The following is a 16,610-nucleotide window of genomic DNA, read 5'->3' as shown; positions in this document are numbered from 1 at the left end:
CCATGATCCACCACAGGAAATCCACACTCATCGGGCTTGCCGCCACGGCAATTCTGGGATTCGCGACCACCGGTGTCGCCGAAGCCGACACCTTCGTCCCGTTACCCGGCGGCAGCGTCACCGAAAGCCTCGGCGACGGCACCACCGTCGTCGTGCGCATCGCCGCCGAATCCGCCACGATCAGCCCGTCGCTCGGCGCGACACCCCTGCATCGCAATGCCTGGGTATCGGCCAGCGCGCAGGTCGAGCTTTCCGCACCGGCCCGCACGGCAAAGATCAAACCGGGGTACGTCGTGGGCTGCCAGGTCAATATCGCCGGCGGCGGGGCGAACGGCGGCGCGAACTACAGCTCCGATTGGGAAGGCCGGAGCCCCTCGGCCGGCGGCAGTCTCGGCGGAAATCTCAGCCTCGGCCCCGGACAGGCGAAAAAGTTCTACCTCCTCGACCTCGAGGCGCCCGATGCGTTCGGCGCGGAATCGCATCGGAATTTCGCGCCGTTCCGGGGCACCACCGGTAGCGTCACCTGGAGCAACAGTACGATCGGCCTCGCCGGCTGCGCGGGCTACGCGCAGGCCCGGGCATTCGTGGAGGCGGAGGTGGAGACCGGGACCGCCAAAGAGGTCGTCACGGTATGGGGTCAACCGTTCAGCCTCGGCTGACCACTACCGTTCACCCCTTCGAGCGGTGGACGTGTGCATTTCTTGTTGCGGAACCCCGGCTTCCACGAGTGCCACGTCCACCACCCGGACCGGTTCCGGCGCAGTCATACTCTGCCGCGCAAGCGTTCGGCTTCCCGGACGACGGCCGCCATCAGGTCGCTATCCGCGCCGAGCGCGGGATCCAAGCGGACCAGGGCGGACCGAACTTCCGGTCGCCCGGGCGCGCGGATATCCGATAGGCCGGCACCGCGCGCCTCGACATGGCAGGCCCAGCCCGCCAGCGCCCGGACGGCTCCGGCCGGCAGGCGCCCGGCTTCCCGTTCTCGGCGTAACACCGGCAGGATCCGCACCGGGAGCTTCTGCGCACCGTCTACGGCGATCTGGGAAAGATGATGCTGTATACGGTGATTCGCGAAACGGCCGATCAGCTCCGTTCGGTACCGATGTAGTTCTCCGGCCGGGAGATCGATATGGGGTGTCACCTCGGACCACCACTGTTCGACCCAGGCCCGGCACACCGGATCCGCCACGGCGGCCGCCACGGTTCGATGCCCACGCAGCGGCGCGGTGTACGCGAGTAGCGAATGAGCACCGTTGAGCATCCACAGCTTTCGCTGTTCGTAGGCGGCGATATCCCGTGTGAAGACGGCACCTGCCGTCTCCCAGCGCGGACGACCGGCCGGGAACTCGCCGCACAACACCCACTCGTGGTACGGCTCGGTCACCACCGGCGCCGCATCGCGGTAACCCGTGACGGATTCGGCCAGTAGCGAATCCTCGCCACCGCCGGCCGGCGTGATTCGATCCACCACAGTGGTGACGAAGGAAACGTTCGACTCTATCCACGTCGCGAGATCGGGAGCCACATATCCGGCGAACTCCAGGACTACCCGTTTCAAAGCCGCCCCGTTTCCGGGCAGATTGTCACACGGCACCACTGCGATCGGGCCGGCCGCCCCGGCGGCCCGCGCCGCCAGCCCTGCGACCAGGCGGGCCACGGCGGTGGCTCCCGGCGCATTCACCTCGGTGCGGAGTGCCAACAGGTCGGCCCGCACCGTCGGGTCGGAGTGATCGAGACCGCCGTCGGCGTTCCGGGTGTAACCGGACTCGGTGACCGTCAGCGACACCACGCCTACCGTCGGCTCCGCCAGGTAGGTCTGCCAGGCCGCATGGTCGGTCGCTCGGTGTGCCCGGGAAATAGCGGAGACGATCTCGAATTCGTCCGTTCCACCTCGGGTGATCAGCGTGTACAGCCCACCTTGGGCATCGAGTCTCGCGGCGAGATCGGAACCGCGGCCCGCGAATGCGGCGATTCGCCATTCCTCGGCGTCGGAGGCCCGTGCGGTGTACCAGGCTTGATGGGCGCGGAAGAAATTGCCCAGTCCCAGGTGAATCATTCGCACCGACGCGGGACGCCCCGGCCGCGGCGTCACAGCTTGAACACCCGGCGCGGCTGCTCGCGCACGAGTCCCTGAAGTGTGGATACCGCCTCGTCCTCGGACAGCTGGTGCCGGGCGACCAGCTCGGCCAGCCGGCTCGCATCGAGCCGCCGGGCCATATCGTGCCGAGCCGGGACCGAGCAGAAAGCGCGGGTGTCGTCGACGAACCCGGCGAGTTTACCGAATCCGGCGGTTTCGGTGACCGCCCGGTGGAAGCGTCCGATCGCGTCCGGAGCATCGAGGAACCACCAGGGCGCACCGGCGAATACCGTGGGATAGAAGCCTGCCAGCGGTGCGATCTCCCGGGAGAACGCCGTTTCATCGGCGGTGAACAGGACGAGATTCAATTTCGGATGAGTACCGAAATTCTCCAGCAGACTGCGCAGGGCGTCGGTGAATTCCACCCGCAGCGGAATATCGTGCCCGGTGTCCGCACCGAATGCCACTGCGGTCGGCGGGTGATGATTTCGGCGGATCGCGGGATGCAGCATCATGGTCAGGCCGTCCTGCGTCGACATCCGGGCCATTTCGAACAGCATATGCCGACGGAAAGCCGTCGCCGCCGCCTCGGATACGGTGCCCGCTCGGGCATCACGGTAGATGCGGCTCGCTTCGGCGGGCGCCAGAGGATCGGCGCGCACGTCTTCGTGACTGTGATCGCTCGCAGTGGCACCGTGGGAAACGAAGTAGCGTCGGCGCTCTTCGAGCGCCGTCACGTACCCGGCATAGTCACCGGTGTCGACACCGGTGACGGCGGCGAGGCGTTCGACGTCCCGATTCCATTGCGGCTGCGCCGGTTCGAGATATCGATCGGGCCGGAATGTCGGTACCACCCGGCCCCGCCACGCCTGATCCGAGCGCAGCTGTCTGTGCGCCGACAGATCGTCACAAGGATCGTCGGTGGTGGCCAGCACATCGATGCCGAATCGCTCGTACAACCGCCTCGGCAGGTAATCCGGTTGCCGCAAGCATGCGGCGATCCGGTCGTAGATCTCGTCGGGCCGGCCTCGGCCCGGGAGCTCGGCGACATCGAATATCTCGCTGAGTTCGCTCTCCAGCCAGTAGCGGACCGGTGTTCCCAGGAATACCCACCAGTGGTCGCAGACTATCCGCCAGATCGCGCGGGCCTCGGCTTCGTCCAGGAACTGCCGCCCTACTCCGAGTGCGTCCAGCGGCACGCGATGCGCGTGCAGCAAACGCGTGACGTAGTGGTCCGGCGTGATCAGCAGGCTCACCGGATCGGGAAATGGTTCGTTGTCCGCCAGCAGCCGGGCATCCACATGACCGTGCGGCGAAATGATGGGCTGATCACGCACGGTCGCGTGCAGGCGGCGCGCCAGTGCGCGAACACCGGGATCGGCCGGGAACAAGCGATCCGGATGTGTTCCGCGGGACGTCCGCGAATGAGCAACCATGTCCGCCATGCTGTGCGGAACCGGTGGCGACCGACAACCCCTTGCCCCCAGTTGCCACAGTACGTTGCCGATTCGCTCGCCGGCGTGCATCGTCCGACCGGACCATGCGTAGAAAGCGAGGGTGCGACCGTGCCTTGCGTATCCCTTACCGGCCACAACGGCGCCGACCTGTCCGAAGACGATGTGAGCGCCTTTCTCGCGGAGCGACTGGATGGGCTGTACCTCGACGGGTGCAGCGTCTGCCTCGTGGTTCCCGACGCGACCCGCAGTTGTCCCCTGCCGATGCTGCTGTCGATCCTGCACGCCGAATTGTCCGGGCGCGCAAGCCGGATCACCGTGCTCATCGCGCTCGGCACCCATGCGGCAATGGACGAGGAACGGCTGGCCACCTGGCTGGGTTATCCGCCCGGCGGCTGTGCGGACCGCTACCCGGGCCTCATCGTCCGCAACCACGAATGGTGGGATCCGGCGACTTTCGTCACCGTGGGCCGGATCCCGGCCGATCGTATCGGGGAACTGTCCGGCGGTTTGTTGCACGTCGACGTGGAGGTGCGGATCAACCGGGCAGTAGTGGAACACGATACGACGATTATTCTGGGACCGGTCTTTCCCCACGAAGTGGTCGGATTCTCCGGCGGGTACAAATACTTCTTCCCGGGGCTGTCCGGCCCCGAGGTGATCGATGTATCGCACTGGCTGGGCGCCCTGATCACGAGCCGGGACATCATCGGGACCACGGGCATCACACCGGTCCGGGCGCTCATTCACGAGGCCGCTGCTCTGGTACCCGGCGAACACCATGCGCTGTGCCTGGTGGTGCAATCCGGCACCGGACGCCTGCGCAGCGCGACGTTCGGCGACCCCCTCTCCGCCTGGGCCGCCGCGGCTGAGATATCGGCGGACACTCACGTGCGCTACCTCGACGCACCGGTACGTCGCGTACTCTCCCTGATCCCGGCGAAGTACGACGATATGTGGACGGCCGCCAAAGGCTTCTACAAGGTGGAACCGATTGTGGCGGATGGCGGGTCCGTCGTCCTGTACGCCCCGCACATCTCCGTGATCTCACAGATACATCCGGAGATCGAGGAGATCGGATACCACACGCGCGACTATTTCGTGAAGCAATGGGACCGTTTCCGGCATCTGCACTGGGGCGTACTCGCACATTCCACCCACCTGCGCGGGGCGGGCACCTACGACGAGCACACCGGCGAACAGTGCCGGGTCACCGTTGCGCTGGCCACCGGTATCCCGGAACACCGTGTGCGCGCGGCGAATCTGGACTACGTCGACCCCACCACGGTGGAGCCGGGATTCTGGGAAGCCGACGCCGATACTCTGGTCGTGCGCGAAGCCGGCGAAGTCCTCTTCCGGCTGCGTGGACCGGCCGACCCACGCACGACGAGCTGAGAGGTCAGCGAGACCACTGGGGACGCGGGCAGCGGTTCCGCCTTCATCGCCCGCTCCAGCTCCTGGAACGCGGCGGTACCCATCGCTCGCAACGGCGTCGCCACCGTCGTGAGCGGCGGGGAGCAGAAATCCGAGCCGAAGACATTGTCGAACCCGATAACGCTCGTGCGGTCGGGTACGCGGATGCCGGCTTGCCCGAAGCCCCGGAGCAGTCCGATAGCCAGCAGGTCGTTGTAGGCCAGCACCGCCGACGGCACCCGGCGAGCCATCGCCTCGGCCGCTGCCAGCCCACCGGACACCGTCGGCAGATTGGGTCCGGTACGGGCCACTCGCAGCCCCAGTTCACCGGCTACGTCGAGAACCGCGCGCCAGCGGGCACCGTTGACCCACGATGCCTCGGGCCCCGCCACATAGGTCACCGACCGATGTCCCATCTCGGACAGCTGCCGGAGGGCTGCTTCGACACCGGAGGCGGTGTCCGGGACAACCGATCGAGTCCCGGCGACGACCCTGTTGAGGACTACGGTGGGCCGTTGGGCCGCCACTGCTCGAATCGCCCGGTCGGACAGACGTGAGCTCGCCAGCACGATCCCGCCGACGGCGGGCAGGAGACGGTCGAGCAGGGTCCGTTCGAGGGATTCCGATTCCTGGGTGTCCGCCAGCATCATCGTGTAGCCGGCCGCACCGGCCGCTGCCTCGACACCGCGGATTATGGCGAAGAAGACCGGATTGGTGACATCGGAGACCACCAGCGCGACGGTGGACGACGCCCCGTTCTGCAGCGCGCGGGCCAGGGGGTTCACCCGGTAGCCGAGATCCTCGGCGACCCGGTGGATTCGTGCGGCGGTCGCTGCGCTCACCCGGCCGGGCCGGGCGAACGCCCGTGACACCGTCGACGGCGCAACCCCCGCAGCGGCGGCGACATCGTAGATCGTGGGTGCGCGCCCGGCTTTCGTCATGATGTGGGTGACGCTAGCCCTGCGGCGACCTCGGTGGCAACCGATTGCCATGAGCGGGCAACTGGTGGCAATCCGTTGCCCGGACGATCGAAGTCCCCGCTGAATTATCGGTACCGATCGTCCATGCAGAGTGGATCTGCCGAGATTCCCAGCTCTGGGTGAAGGGCGCACAATGAACGACAACCGCGACAACGATGTTGGGACCGGGGGTAGCGTCGGCCCGGTGACGACTCGACAACGGCGTGGCCCTTACCGTAAGGGGCTCGAACGGCGGGAACAGATTCTCGAGACCGCACTGAGTGTTTTCGCCGAGTACGGCGATCGTGGTACTTCGCTCCAGGAGATCGCCGACAGGGTGGGCGTGACCCAGCCGGCGCTGCTGCACTATTTCGGGTCGCGCGAGGAGCTTCTGCTCGCGATTCTGCAACGGCGCGACGAACTCGGGATCGCGATCGCCCGCCGGTCCGATGATCCGATCGCCGCGGCCACCGAATCCGTACGACGCAAACTCGACGAGCCCGGCATCATCAAGTTGTTCGTCGCCCTCTCGGCGGCAGCTACCGATCCCGGACATCACGCACACGGCTACTTCGTCGACCGGTATCGCACCATCGGGACCTCGGTGACCCGGTCGCTCGAGGACGGCAAGCGGGGCGGCTGGGTGCGCGAGGACGTTCCCGTCGAGCATATGGCCCGCCTTCTCCTCGCGGTGATCGACGGTCTACAGCTCCAGTGGCTCATGGATTCGTCGATCGATATGACGGCGATGGTCGACACCTTTGTCGCCATGTGCTCCCGTCGCACAGACCCGTGGGGTGACCAGGCCTGATGGCACAGCCGGCCGTCCCGGGACAGGTCCGCGGTCACCCGCACGGCCCGGTGGATTCCCGGACCACGAGTTGCGGCGGTACCGAGACCACCGATCGCGCATCGGCCGATTCGCTGCGAACCAGGTGGCGCAGTTCGCGAAATGCCGCCGCGCCCATCGTGCGCAGCGGCGCGGCCACGGTGGTCAGCGGCGGCGAACAGAAGTCCGAACCGATGACATTGTCGAATCCGATCACGCTCATATCGTGCGGTACCCGCATCCCGCGGCCGCGCAGTCCGCGTAACAGGCCGATAGCGATCAGGTCGCTGTAGGCCAGTACGGCGCTCGACGACTGACGCAATACCGCCGTCGTGATATCCCGCCCACCCGACATCGTCGGCGGACACGGCCCGAGTCTGCTCACCTTCAAGCCGAACTCGGCGGAGAGATCCTGCACCGAACGCCACCGCATACCGTCCACCCAGGACGCCTCCGGTCCGGCGATGTAGGTCACCGACCGATGCCCGAGTCCGGCCAGATGCCGGAGCGCGCCACGAACACCGACGGCGGTGTCGGGCACGATACAGCGCATCCCGGCAACGATCCGATTCAGGATGACGATCGGGCATTGGCTCGCAATCGTGCGCACGGCGCGGTCCGGGAGACGTGAACTGACCAGTACGACCCCGTCGACATCCGGAATGAGGCGGTCCAGCAACTTGCGCTCCAGTATCGCGGATTCTTGTGTCTCGGCCAGCAGAACCAGGTAGCCAGCCTCCGCCGCCGCGGCTTCCACACCGCGAATAGTGGCGAAGAAGCCCGGGTTCGTCACATCGGGAACGACCAGTGCCAGTGTGCCGGTCCGGCCCTTCGCCGGTGCGACCGTCCGCGGAGCGGTCCGGTAGCCCATTCGCTCGGCGACTTCGTGGATATGCGCCGAGGTCGCCGCGCTCACGCGGCCCGGCCGGGAGAAGGCGCGGGACACCGTCGACGGTGCGACACCGGCCGCCTGCGCGATGTCGTAGATGGTCGGTGACGAGGTCCGCTGTCGCACCGGTTCTGTGGCCGCGGCGCCGCGTGCATACTCGGGGGCACCAAAATTTAGCACTACAAGAATTTAGCGCGCCAGGACTGCGCGGATGCCCACTTTGCGTGGACTCCGCACCGGGAAAACAAGTCAGGGCAACCGCTTGCCGCCCCTGGGCGGCCTGGGTCTGAATAGGCGAACACACGGAGTTACCGGATGTGAGGGAGAACGGCATATGAGTCAGCGGCGCATCGCGGCACCGATCCGGCTTTCCAGCGCACTCGCCCGGGCCGAACGCCGGGTCGCCGCCCGGTTACGGCACTGCGGACGGCTCGGGGTGGCGATCTCGGGGGGCGTCGACTCCGGGGTGCTGCTGGCGCTGGCCGTACGGGAACTGGGCCCGGACCAGGTGGTAGCGATTCTCGGCGTATCCCCGAGCCTCGCGCAGTCCGAACGCCGCAGCGCACACGAACTCGCAGCCGTTCTCGGCGTGCGCCTCGTCGAGCTGACGACGGATGAAGGGGATGTGCCCGCCTACCGCGCCAACGGCCCGGACCGCTGTTACCACTGCAAACATGCACTGTTCCAGGGCATCACGACAACCGTGCTGGACCAGGAAGGCCTGGAAGCCGTCGCCTACGGAGAGAACGCCGACGATCTCCGTAGACCTGACCGCCCCGGCGCACGGGCGGCCACCGAATTCGATGTCCTGCGTCCGCTGGCCGAGGCGGGCGTGGACAAGTTCACCGTCCGCAAGCTGGCGCTCGCTCTCGAGTTGCCTTGTGCGGACAAACCGGCCGCACCGTGCCTGGCGTCGCGGATACCGCATTTCGCCGAAGTCACCCCCGATAAACTCGCACAGGTCGAACATGCGGAGGAAGCGCTGCGATGCTTGGGCTTCCGTGACCTCCGGGTGCGACATCACGGCGATATCGCACGCATCGAACTATCGGACGACGAGTTCGAGAAAGCCGCCGCCGAGCCGGCCCGCACCCGGATCCGTGCGGCGATACGAGCGGCAGGATTCCGGTTCGTCACCTTGGACCTCGGGGGCATTCAGTCCGGCGCGTTCACCCTGCCGTTGGTGGATATCCGGTGACTGCGTCCTGGCCGGAACCACCGATCTTCGCCCGGCTCGACCACGACCGCGCAGACCGCCGCGGATACCCGGAGGCCATCTACTGTCGCGGCAAGACGGTTGCGCAGCTCACCGCCATCGCCGCCGAGGTCCGTGAATACCCCCATACGGCGACATTGTTCACCCGGGCCGAGCCCGAACAAGCCGAGGCGATCCGGACCGTACTTCCCGACGCCGCCCACCACACCGACGCTCGTCTGGTCGCCTGGCCACCCGGGCCCCCACGACCGAGCGGGGGCCGCGTCGTGGTCCTCACCGCCGGCACCTCCGATCTGCCGGTAGCCCTCGAAGCACATCTCACCGCGACCTACCTCGGCCGCGAATCCGAGCTGATCGCCGATGTCGGAGTAGCCGGACTCCACCGAGTACTGGCTCATCTCGAGGTGCTGCGCCGCGCACGAGCGCTCGTGGTGGTGGCCGGTATGGACGGCGCACTACCCAGCGTCGTGGCCGGCCTGGTCACCGCGCCGGTGATCGCCTTACCCACCTCGGTCGGATACGGTGCGGCATTCGGAGGTATCGCACCGCTGCTGTCGATGCTCAACTCGTGCTCGCCGGGTGTCGGTGTGGTGAATATCGACAACGGTTACGGCGCAGGACATCTCGCCGCACAGATAGCCGCACCGCACGCCTGACAAGGAAGGAACCTTCCCGGAAGTCCGTGCAGTCCTCATTCGGCCGGATGGGTCGGTTTCGCCCCAGAGGGGAAGGGCGCTCCCGCGACCAGCCCGCGAGCGACGCCTACAGCACCGGCTTCCTCGAGGACCGCTCGAACCGGCCGGCCCGTTTCCCGAGCCACCACGAAGGCATCCTCGAACTCCACCGTCGCCTGGTCGATACCGCCGCGGCGGCCCGCGACCTTGATCCGTACCTGCCCGCCATCCACCGGTACCGGTACCCAGGTCCGGGCCAACTCGGTTTTCCGTACTTCGCGGTACCGCACGCCGATCGTGCTGGTCTCGGCGAAGAGCACCTCCGACGCGGCAGTCACAGCCTCGGCCGGAACAAGCGCGGTGACAGTGTGCGCCGGCCTGCCCTTCTTCATGAGAACAGGGACGAGCCAGGCGTCGTCGGCTCCGCTGTCCAGCAGCCGCTGCACGACCACCGGCCATACCCGTGGGTCGAGATCATCGATATTCGCTTCGATCAGCACCCGTGTGGTCCGGGTTTCCCCGAAGTCCACGGCGCCGGAGTCGACGAGGATCCGGACCACATTGGCGCGGCCGGGAAAATCGCGGGTACCCGCACCGATACCCACAGCAGCCGGCCGCATATCGGGGATCGGACCGCATTCGACGGCCAGCGCGGTGACCAGCGCGACTCCGGTCGGCGTCGCCAGTTCTCCGCTTCCACCCGCGTGGATTCGCCATCCTCGGGTCATGGTCAGGACCGCGGGGACGGGCACCGGTATCTGCCCGTGCGCGGCGCCGACCGTTCCGGAGCCGACCGCGATCGGGCTCGCGACGACCCGGTCGATACCGAGGTGATCCAGGGCAGCGCAGGTGCCGACGATATCGGCGATCGCGTCGAGGGCACCGACCTCGTGGAAATGGACCTCGTCCACCGTGGTGCCGTGGATCCCCGCTTCGGCCTCGGCGAGCCGCCGGAACACCCGGAGAGCGCCGGCTCGGACCGACTCCGGTAAATCCGCATTTTCCAGCATCTCCCGGATCCGGGACCAATGCCGGTGTGGCGGATCATCGACCAGGACCACCGGGTCGATCTTGCAGGCGCGCATCCCGGCGCGCATCACCTCGGTCCGCCGCAATTCGACCGAGCCGGGGACAACGGCATCGATCGCCCGCTGCACCACCTCCAGCGGAGCACCGGCATCGACACAGCCGGCGAGCAACATATCGCCGGCGACTCCGGCCGAAGCATCGATCCATACCAGGGTCATCGGCCGGCCCGCCGGGCTTCGATATCCGCTCGTGCCCCGCGATAAGCCGCGACCGCTTCGGCAACGACACTTTCGACGGGGCTGCTCACCTGTACAACACGGCCGAATTCGTCAGGTCCCAGCGGCTCGAGATCCGCGAATTGGGATTCCAGCAGCGAGACGGGCATGAAATGATCCGTGCGCGCCTGTATCCGGGAGGCGAGCAGGGCCATCGGACCGGCCAGGTGCAGGAACCACACGTCGCCGCCGGTACGCAGTACATCACGATATCGGCGCTGGAGCGCCGAGCACGAGACCACGCCACCGCGCTCGCCCCGGTCCGCGATCCAGGAGGCGGTCGAACGCAGCCAGGGCGCGCGGTCGTCATCGGTCAGCGCAATACCGGCGGCCATCTTCTCGATGTTCACCGGCGGATGAAAGGCGTCTCCGTCCGCGTACTCGGTACCGAGCCGCTCGGCGAGCCGGACACCGACTGTCGATTTACCCGAACCGGACACCCCCATCACCACGATCACCGTCATGACATCGGCTCGAGAATTCCTGCGGCGCAGCCTCTCTCGGAGCCCGGACGGCTGAGGGAGACCGGCCGGGCACGCGGTCGGTACTCGATTCGAAGGCCGCTCACTGCGCGAGTCCGAACTGCCGGACGGTCGAGATGATCCGTGTCCCGTCGCCGAGCAGAACCACGCCGTCTTTGGTCACCCAGTGGCGCGGCACCGCGAACAGCGGAGCATCCCACGCCTGCTCCACCATGAATGCACTGATCTGCCGCGCGATCGCCGCGCTCGCGGTCTCGTCGAGTTCCCGGTTGTACCTGTCGATCAACGCGGTGAGCTCCGGACTCCGGCTGTCGAACGGATTTCGCGGACTGTCCACCAGATACCGCCACGCCAACTCCTGCGGAAAGACATTGACCCCCTCGACGGCGACGTACATCGGATACCGTTTCGAGGACAGCACGGCGTTGGTCTGCTGCGGCGGGACCGGCTCCCAGGTCACCTCGATCCCGATCGCGGCCAGCGACTGGGTCACCGTCGGCACGAATGTCTTGGAGTAGTAGATCTCCGGCATGGTGACGGCGAACCCGTTCGGGTATCCGGCCTCCGCCAGCAACCGTTTCGCTTCGTCGACATCGAACGGGTAGGTCTTCTCGAGAGCCGCATCGTAGGCGGGACCGTCCGGGTTGAACGGCTGGCTCGTTGCGGTCCCTTGGTCCCGCAACAGCGTCTCGATGATCCGCGAACGATCGAACGCGAGGTTGATGGCCCGACGCACCCGCACATCGCCGAGCGGTGGCACCATCTCACCGGCCCGGTCGACCAGGGCCACGTAGGCGAGCGAGTTCGCCTCGATCCGGAACTCCGCGAAGCCGGAGGCCTTCAATCGGTCGACATAGGCGCCCTCGACACTGCCGACATTCAGTTCCCCGGACTGGAGGGCGTTGAGCGCCGCCGTGCGGTCCGCGATCACCCGGACCTCGATGGTCGGGAACGGCAGGGCTGCGGCGTTCCAGTAGTCGTCACGGCGCTGGAGGACGTACTTCGAACCGTGCACCGTCTGCTCGGTGTCCAGTGTGTAGGGCCCTGACGCGACCGGGTTCAGCGGGGTGCGCTCGGTGCTCACCGTCGCCGGATCGGCGATCACCCCCGCGCTCGAGGCCAGTGCGGGCAACAACCCCGCGTCCGGCCGGGCGAGTTCCAGCACCACGGTCAGCGGGCCGGGCGCATGGACCGCGGCCACGTTCTTCAGCAGGCCCTGAACCTGGCCGGGGGTCGCCTTGGTGCGGTCCATCGTCGCTTTCACCGCGGTGGCATCGACAGGAGCCCCGCCGCTGAATCTCATCCCGGGGCGCAGGCGCAGGGTCAGGGTCTGCGCCTCGTCGGTGTATTCCCAGCTCGCAGCGGCGTTGGGCTGCAACTTTCCATAATTGTCGGTCAACAGCAGGGTGTCGTAGACGGCGCTCCAGATAAGGGCCGGCTCGCTCTCGGAGAGGTGGGCCGGATCGAACGAATTGGGGGCGCCCAGGATGGAGATCGCCAGCGTTCCCTCCGGGACCGAACTGGAGCCCATCTGGCCGGCACATCCCGTAGTGAGGGCAGCACCCGTGATCAGAACGGTGGCAAAGGCGAGAATTCGCGCGAACAGCGTGGGTCGTGGCACTGGACCGGACATATGTCGAACTTCCTTCTGCTGTGACGTGCGTCAATTACGCGTTCTCGCCCCATGAACCCACAAGCAGTTGCCGCGGGTTGCATTACCTAAAGGTGTGCGGGTCGTCAGCTCGGGTCCGCACCGGTGGCGTCCGGCTTCCGGTTCCGCAGTGTCGACCATCGGGCCCGCAGCGCATGGGCGGCCGCCTTGGGCCGGCGGTCCCGCGTGAACACGCCCTTCTTGTTGCCGTCGACACGGTGGATTCCCGGCCCGGTCGCGAAGTCGGCGAAATTCCATACGTGCTCCCCGACGAATGCCGGGCAGCGGTCGAATACTCGATGATGCATCTCGAGGTGAGCGACCTGGTACTCCTCCGTCCAACTGTTGCCGAACAGCGAATGCAACCCGGCCGCGGTATCGGCCCCGTACTCCCCCATGATGATCGGCTTACCGTACTCGGCAACCCACCGGCGCAATTCGTCTTCGAGTTTCAGCTCGGCGCTCTTCAGATCACCGTTGTCGATGTACCAGCCGTAGTAACGGTTGATCATCACAACATCGAACAGGTCGGCGATCAGCTCGTTCTCCGGTGTCGCGAACATGTAGTTGGCATAGGTCACCGGCCGCGATGGATCCAGCCGGCGGGTGAGCGCGACGAGCGGCTCGAAGTATTCTCGTGAACCTTCTTCATTCGTCGCCGGCTCGTTCGCGATCGACCACATGACGACGCTGGGGTGGTTCTTGTCCCGGGCGATGAGTTCTCGTAGGTGCTGCTCATGCGTGGCCCTGGTGGCCCGGCCGTACGTCTCTTCGGAAAAGGTGGGTTTCGGAGCACCGCCCAGAAGTCCCGCGGTGACGTAAAGGTTGAGGCCCACGGCCGCAGTCTCGTCGATGACCACGATGCCGTGCCGGTCCGCGAACTCCAGGACCTCTTCGGCGTACGGGTAGTGCGATGTACGGAACGAGTTGGCGCCGGTCCATTTCAGGAGTTCGAAATCGTGTACGAGATATGCGGGATCATGGCCTTTGCCGCGCACGGGCGTATCTTCGTGCTTACCGAATCCGGTGAAGTAGAACGGTTCTCCGTTGATCAAGAACTGTGTCCCTCGCACCTCGACTGTCCGCACGCCGACCGGCAAGGGATACTCGTCCACCACCACGCCGTCGACGACCGATTCGGCAACGAGTGTGTAGAGGTAGGCCGCGCCGGGCTGCCAGAGCCGCACATCCGGAACACGCAGAGTGCCGGATGCCCCCTCCGCGGTGGCTACTTCCCCGCCCTGCTCATCGAGAAGCCGAACCCGAATCTCCCCCTCTCCCACTGCAGTAATCGAGTAGTCGACGAGCCCGGTGGCACCCTCGACATCGGTGACCACCGTGACATCGTCGATATGGGATCCGGGCGTGCTGTAGAGCCAGACCGACCGCGCGAGTCCCGCGTAGTTGTAGAAATCGTGGTGGTACTTCTGCCGGCGCCGCCCATCCTCGGTGATCTCGATATGGCCCGGCGGAATAGTGGTCTCGGTCAGCTCGCCGCTGACGCCCACGGTGAGCCGGAACTCCTGGCCTGCGGCAACGAGATCGGTGATATCCGCCTCGAACGGCGTGTAGCCGCCGGAATGCTCCACCACCAGGACATCCCCGACATACACCTTGCCGTGGTGAGTTGCCGCGTCGAACCGCAGGTGGATCCGTTCCCCGGCCCAGCCGCGCGGGACCCGCGCCTCGCGCTGGTACCACACCCAGCCCACATGGTCACGAACCTCGGGATCGAGGAAGAGGTCGTTGTAACTGGCCGGCACCGGAGCCTCGTACGCGGCGTCGAACGGCCACTTCCACGGTTCGGGCGAGAGACGGGTATCGATGGCGAAACGCCACATACCGTCCAGGTTCACCAGTTCGCGAGTTGCGGTGACTCGAGGTTTGAGCATCGAGATCCTTTCCGGGGTCTCCCCTATCCGGTGGGAGACATACGCCAGCGAAAACGAGCCCAGAGAAACACGGTCACGAGACGGCCGGCAAGCGGTTGCACGGACTTGCCGCGGCATTCCTCAGCCGCCCTGTGAATCCTTTCGGGCTCCGCGTCGACGAAGTCGAACGACATCGGTGGCCGCCCGTGTCACAGCGGCCATCCGAACCAGCGTCAAGACCACGGAGTGAGTGCGAGTTTTCCGCGTACTCGTCCGGATTCACTCAGCCGATGACTTTCCCGCACGTCGTTCATCGGCAGTACCCGGTCGATATGGACTCGCACCTGCCCCTGAGCGACCGCCGCCCCGATTTCCGTCAGTACGGCAGGCGATGGCTTACCGGTGACCATCCGGTAGCGCGGATCACCATGGGCGTCGGATTCCTGCACCGTGATGTAGCGGCCGTTGTCTCGCAGCACACGCAGCGATCGTCTGCCGTATTCACCACCGACCAGGTCCAGCACAACGTCGACCCGATCGATCGCCTCGGTGAAATCGGTTGTGGTGTAGTCGACGACCACGGCCGCGCCGATACTGCGCACGAACCGATGGTTGACGGCCCGTGCGGTGCCGATGACGTGCGCGCCGCGACGTTCGGCGAACTGGACGGCGAAATGCCCGACCCCACCGGCGGCGGCGTGCACGAGAACGGTCTCGCCGGGTTTCGGGTCCGCCGCTTCCAGAGCCTGCCAGGCGGTGAGTGCCGCGGTGGGCACGGCAGCGGCTGTCATGTGGTCCAAGCCCGGCGGGTGGGGTACCAGCAGGTCGGCGCGCGCAGTCACGAACTCGCTGTAGGCTCCGGTGCGGCTGTGAATCATTCCGAAAACGCTGTCGCCCGGGCCTGTTCCGGTGACGTCGGCTCCGGCTTCGACAACCGTCCCGGAGACGTCGAAGCCGAGAGTGAAGGGTGGGTCACCGAGGAATTTCACCCGGCCTGCCCGGAGTTTGCAGTCGACCGGGTTCACCGCGGTGGCGCCGAGCCGGAGAAGAACTTCCCCCCGGCCGGGTACCGGCCTGGGGGCCTGGACGGTTTCCAGCACTTCCGGGCCACCGAAACGCCGCTGGCTGGCAATCCTCATCGCTGTTCCTGCGCTTTCGGTTCCACTTGGTCCAGGTACTTCTCGATCAGGTCCACCACTTCCACGTGCCCGGTGAAGGTGCCGAGGGACTCCTCGAGATGGATCATTCGCGGGATCGCCGACATCAGGAAGACGATTGCCGATGCCGGAACGTCGTGGCCGCCGAAGCGATACCGCCGCAGAGTAGGCTCGAGCGCGGCCAGCAACGCCTTGCGCAGGCGTTCGCCGCCGGCGCCCAGCGCGGGTGCGATGGATTTGCGATGCCTGGCCAGGGCCATGAATTCGAGCAGCAATGCGGTGCCCGCCGGGTCACTGGCGTAGGCCCACACCGCCCGTAACGGCTGTTCGGATTCCGCTGCCCGCCCCAGCCGCTCGACGAGCCGGTCCGTTCCGGTCGCCAGCACGGCTTCGAACAGCTGGTCCAGGAGCGGAAAGTGGTACTGGACGAGTCCGGGTGTGACTCCCGCTTCGGTTGCCACGCCGCGATAGGTGATCGCGGCGTATCCCTGCGCGAGCATCAATCTCCTGGTCGCCGCGATGAGCTCGGCCCGAGTGCCCGCGCTTCGCGAGCCGACGCCACGCGCTGCGGGCGCGGAGTTCGTTGTCTCGGAGCCGAACTCGTTGCCAGCGTGACGGTCCACGGTTCTCGCCG

Annotated in this window: 14 protein-coding genes and 1 pseudogene; 5 read left to right on the top strand and 10 right to left on the bottom strand. The window is 66.6% G+C overall.

Annotation, left to right across the window (positions count from 1 at the left end; genetic code table 11):
• Positions 1-2: 2 nt before the first annotated feature.
• Positions 3-659, top strand: coding sequence for an MspA family porin (locus ABZ827_RS22110; protein WP_357239556.1), 657 nt, complete (start codon positions 3-5; stop codon positions 657-659).
• A 104-nt stretch (positions 660-763) separates the two neighbouring features.
• Here ABZ827_RS22110 and ABZ827_RS22105 read toward each other — a convergent pair whose 3' ends face one another.
• On the bottom strand, positions 764-2,056 hold the full coding sequence (locus tag ABZ827_RS22105) for a mannitol dehydrogenase family protein (RefSeq protein WP_357239553.1): 1,293 nt from the start codon (positions 2,054-2,056) through the stop codon (positions 764-766).
• Positions 2,057-2,088: 32 nt separating this feature from the next.
• Positions 2,089-3,603, bottom strand: a complete 1,515-nt coding sequence (gene uxaC / locus ABZ827_RS22100) for a glucuronate isomerase (RefSeq protein WP_357239550.1) — start codon at positions 3,601-3,603, stop codon at positions 2,089-2,091.
• Here uxaC and ABZ827_RS22095 point away from each other — a divergent pair.
• A pseudogene (locus ABZ827_RS22095) lies at positions 3,502-4,200 on the top strand (lactate racemase domain-containing protein); the annotation flags it as partial. The gene uxaC and the pseudogene ABZ827_RS22095 overlap by 102 nt on opposite strands.
• Before the next feature lie 599 nt (positions 4,201-4,799).
• Here ABZ827_RS22095 and ABZ827_RS22090 read toward each other — a convergent pair.
• The gene (locus tag ABZ827_RS22090; RefSeq protein WP_357239548.1) at positions 4,800-5,885 is read right to left on the bottom strand and encodes a LacI family DNA-binding transcriptional regulator; all 1,086 of its coding nucleotides are present in this window, start codon (positions 5,883-5,885) and stop codon (positions 4,800-4,802) included.
• A 223-nt stretch (positions 5,886-6,108) separates the two neighbouring features.
• Here ABZ827_RS22090 and ABZ827_RS22085 point away from each other — a divergent pair, with 223 nt between their 5' ends.
• Positions 6,109-6,714 carry a TetR family transcriptional regulator gene (locus ABZ827_RS22085; RefSeq protein ID WP_357239545.1) on the top strand — a complete coding sequence of 202 codons (606 nt, stop codon included), beginning with the start codon at positions 6,109-6,111 and terminating at the stop codon, positions 6,712-6,714.
• Positions 6,715-6,748: 34 nt separating this feature from the next.
• Here the strand turns inward: ABZ827_RS22085 and ABZ827_RS22080 are convergent, their stop codons facing one another.
• Positions 6,749-7,747, bottom strand: a complete 999-nt coding sequence (locus tag ABZ827_RS22080; RefSeq protein WP_357239542.1) for a LacI family DNA-binding transcriptional regulator — start codon at positions 7,745-7,747, stop codon at positions 6,749-6,751.
• Between the two features lie 208 nt (positions 7,748-7,955).
• Here ABZ827_RS22080 and larE point away from each other — a divergent pair, with 208 nt between their 5' ends.
• Together larE and larB are read left to right on the top strand one after the other, a co-directional pair.
• Positions 7,956-8,819 carry an ATP-dependent sacrificial sulfur transferase LarE gene (gene larE, locus ABZ827_RS22075; protein ID WP_357239539.1) on the top strand — a complete coding sequence of 288 codons (864 nt, stop codon included), beginning with the start codon at positions 7,956-7,958 and terminating at the stop codon, positions 8,817-8,819.
• A complete protein-coding gene (larB, locus tag ABZ827_RS22070; RefSeq protein WP_357239536.1) occupies positions 8,816-9,493 on the top strand; it encodes a nickel pincer cofactor biosynthesis protein LarB in 678 nt (225 codons plus the stop codon). The genes larE and larB overlap by 4 nt, the downstream gene beginning before the upstream one ends.
• A 35-nt stretch (positions 9,494-9,528) precedes the next feature.
• Here larB and larC read toward each other — a convergent pair whose 3' ends face one another.
• The 6 genes from larC to ABZ827_RS22040 form a co-directional block, all read right to left on the bottom strand.
• Positions 9,529-10,758, bottom strand: coding sequence for a nickel pincer cofactor biosynthesis protein LarC (gene larC / locus ABZ827_RS22065; RefSeq protein ID WP_357239533.1), 1,230 nt, complete (start codon positions 10,756-10,758; stop codon positions 9,529-9,531).
• Entirely contained in the window at positions 10,755-11,279 is a 525-nt protein-coding gene (locus ABZ827_RS22060; RefSeq protein WP_357239530.1) for a gluconokinase, read from the bottom strand. The genes larC and ABZ827_RS22060 overlap by 4 nt, the downstream gene beginning before the upstream one ends.
• A gap of 100 nt (positions 11,280-11,379) precedes the next feature.
• Positions 11,380-12,930, bottom strand: a complete 1,551-nt coding sequence (locus ABZ827_RS22055; RefSeq protein WP_357239527.1) for an ABC transporter substrate-binding protein — start codon at positions 12,928-12,930, stop codon at positions 11,380-11,382.
• Between the two features lie 104 nt (positions 12,931-13,034).
• On the bottom strand, positions 13,035-14,840 hold the full coding sequence (gene uidA, locus ABZ827_RS22050) for a beta-glucuronidase (RefSeq protein ID WP_357239524.1): 1,806 nt from the start codon (positions 14,838-14,840) through the stop codon (positions 13,035-13,037).
• 212 nt (positions 14,841-15,052) lie between these two features.
• Positions 15,053-15,958, bottom strand: a complete 906-nt coding sequence (locus ABZ827_RS22045) for an NADP-dependent oxidoreductase (RefSeq protein WP_357239521.1) — start codon at positions 15,956-15,958, stop codon at positions 15,053-15,055.
• Positions 15,955-16,497 (bottom strand): TetR/AcrR family transcriptional regulator, encoded by a 543-nt coding sequence (locus tag ABZ827_RS22040; protein ID WP_357239623.1) that lies wholly within the window; start codon positions 16,495-16,497, stop codon positions 15,955-15,957. Before ABZ827_RS22040 ends, ABZ827_RS22045 begins: the two co-directional genes overlap by 4 nt.
• Positions 16,498-16,610: the final 113 nt, after the last annotated feature.

Source organism: Nocardia sp. NPDC019395 (assembly GCF_040632335.1).
Lineage (GTDB): Bacteria > Actinomycetota > Actinomycetes > Mycobacteriales > Mycobacteriaceae > Nocardia.
Note: the sequence above shows the minus strand (reverse complement) of the source record. Positions and strands in the feature narration are given on the sequence as shown.